General features: G+C 72.3%; 2 protein-coding genes and 1 pseudogene. 1 reads left to right on the top strand and 2 read right to left on the bottom strand.

Annotation, left to right across the window (positions count from 1 at the left end):
* A partial coding sequence (locus tag FV223_RS26385) for a PepSY-associated TM helix domain-containing protein (RefSeq protein ID WP_147729698.1) occupies window positions 1-1,077 on the bottom strand: 1,077 nt, incomplete at its 3' end.
* The gene (locus FV223_RS26380) at window positions 1,074-1,391 is read right to left on the bottom strand and encodes an iron transporter (protein WP_147729697.1); all 318 of its coding nucleotides are present in this window, start codon (window positions 1,389-1,391) and stop codon (window positions 1,074-1,076) included. The genes FV223_RS26380 and FV223_RS26385, both read right to left, overlap by 4 nt.
* 270 nt (window positions 1,392-1,661) lie before the next feature.
* Here FV223_RS26380 and FV223_RS26375 point away from each other — a divergent pair.
* Window positions 1,662-1,962: pseudogene (locus FV223_RS26375) on the top strand (septum formation inhibitor MinC); the annotation flags it as partial.

Raw genomic sequence — 1,962 nt, 5'->3', positions numbered from 1 at the left:
GCTCCGCGCCCCGTCCGGGAAGCCCGGCACCCTGGCGCCGCTCTCCGGCATGGTCGCGCAGGGCATCGCCGCCAGGGGCGAGGCGCCGGCGAAGTGCCCCTCGTGCAGCCCGAGCATGACGGTCGAGGTCTTGGCCGCGGCGCGGGTCGCGCCGTTGCTGCCGAGCATCGCCCCGGTCGCGCCGTCGAACGCGATCTGCGGATGCTCGTGGGCAAGCCCGTGCGGCTCCTCGAAGACCGCAAGCACGGAGGGCGTCGCGTCGGCAGGGTTGAAGACGGAGACCCCTTCCGGCGCCTCGCCCCTGGCGGCGATGCCCTGCGCGACCATGCCGGAGAGCGGCGCCAGGGTGCCGGGCTTCCCGGACGGGGCGCGGAGCTCCGGCATCAGCCCGCTGTCGACGTAGAAGCGCATCTCGTCGCCCTTGTAGGCGGAGACGACGCCCCACGGCATGTACATCGGCGCGAGGGTGACGAGGCCGGTATAGGTGATCATCAGGTGGAACGGCAGCGCGAGCACGCCGAACACGTTGTGCGCATCGAGCCAGCCGCGCTGCGAACGACGCCGCCGGAAGGTGAAGAAGTCGGCGAAGATCCTGCGGTGGGTGACGATGCCCGAGACCAGCGCCACCAGCATCACCAGCGCGCAGGTGCCGACGATCCAGCGGCCCCAGAGCGGCGGCATGCCGAGCTCGAAATGGAAGCGGTAGAGGAAGTCGCCGCCGCGTGTGTCGCGGGCCTTGGTCGGCGTCCCGGTGGCGGGATCGAGCAGGGCCTGATGGAACGGGCCTTCCAGGCTCTTCCACCACATCACGCCGATCAGCGGCTTCTCGGGCTTCGGCAGCTCGATGTACCAGCCGGTGGCGTCGGGCATCGCCCTCTGCAGGTAGGCGGCGGCGAGGTCGGCGGAGCGGGCCGGGTCGCTCGCGGTCTCGGCGAGCTCCGGCCGCATCCACTGCGAGATCTCGGTCCGGTAGTAGCTCGCAGTGCCGGTGACGAAGACGCAAAACAGCACCCAGCCGACGACGAGGCCGGACCAGGCGTGCAGCCACGCCATCGATTGGCGAAAACCCTGCCTCATGCGGCACCGACCGCGGCGAAGCCGCCGGCGAGCCAGAGCCCGCCGCCGAGGACGGCCGCGAGCCCGGCGACCGTCAGGGCGGCACGGCCGAGCGTCGGCGCGGCGAAGACGTAGATCACCACGGCGACCATCACCGCGAAGCTCAGGAGGGTCGCCGTCGCGACCGCCTCGGAGCGGACGAGCGGCAGCGTCAACGACAGCAGGGCGGTCAGCAGCGCCGCCACCGCGTAGCCGCCGGCGACCGCGAGCACGATCCGCCCCACGACCGCGAGGCGGTAGGCCGGACGGCGGCGTGCGACCTTCTGCGGTGCCATCGGGCCGACTCCACGGGGCTTCACGCCCTCGAAGGGCGGCGTTCCGTGCCGGGGGTAGCAAGGCGCCCTGCGGCCGCGCAACCGCTATGTTTCAGAACCATTCCAGTTCTCGCCCAACGGTTTAGCTGTCGTCGACGACGGGATTGCGGGGTGCGTCTCGAACGTGCGCGACCATCGGCGGGCGACAAGGGGCGTGGGCAAGCGCCCGGCAAGGATTGCTCCGCGGGCGCGCACGCCGCATGCAGGCAGGGTCCAGGCCCGACACGCGAGATGCCGACCCCCGTGACCCAGCCCAAGCCCGATGCGCCCCGTCCGCCGATCCGCTTCCGCGGCCGCTCGTTCATGGCGACCGTGCTCGCGCCGCTGCCCCCGATCGAGGATTGGCTCGCCGATCTCGACGCCCTGCGCCAGCGCGCACCCGCGTTCTTCGCCGGGCGCCCGGTGATCCTCGATCTCACCGGGCTTACGCTCGATCGCGACGACCTGACCGGTCTGGTGGCCGAGCTCTCGGCGCGCGCCATCGCGATCTACGGGATCGAGGGCGCGGCGCCCGCGCTGCTCGGGCCGGGCC

This window comes from Methylobacterium sp. WL116, from assembly GCF_008039455.1.
Lineage (GTDB): Bacteria > Pseudomonadota > Alphaproteobacteria > Rhizobiales > Beijerinckiaceae > Methylobacterium.
This window is presented reverse-complemented; position numbering and strand designations above follow the sequence as displayed.